General features: G+C 59.0%; 1 pseudogene. It reads left to right on the forward strand.

The window, feature by feature from the left end:
• Positions 1 to 215: pseudogene (locus tag HMPREF3014_RS07185) on the forward strand (type II toxin-antitoxin system RelE/ParE family toxin); the annotation flags it as partial.
• Positions 216 to 363 lie beyond the last annotated feature (148 nt).

Genomic DNA, 363 nt, shown 5'->3' on the forward strand with positions numbered 1-363 from the left:
CAGACCCACAACAGGTAGGCAGCATCAGCCGTGAAGAGCTGGGAGCTGGCCTGCGCAGCATCCACCTCGTTTACTGCCGCTCGATGCCCAACGTCGGTAAGGTTGTTCGGCCCAGGCACTTCGTCTTCTTCCGGGTTGCGACTGACCAGGTGCTCGAGGTGGTTCGCGTGCTTCACGACTCCATGGATCTGGATCAACACCTGCCCCAACGATGAGCAGCTGTAGCAGGAGCAAATGGCCCAAAGGGGAAATGGGCTTGAAGGGTGAATGGAATGGTTCACAAGGGTAAAAGCCCTACCCGAAAGGGCCTGCCGGAAGGCAGAAATGGCTGCGTTCGCGCCGGCGAACACGAAAAGGCTACGG

It is taken from the genome of Pseudomonas sp. HMSC065H01 (genome assembly GCF_001815235.1).
Lineage (GTDB): Bacteria > Pseudomonadota > Gammaproteobacteria > Pseudomonadales > Pseudomonadaceae > Pseudomonas > Pseudomonas aeruginosa.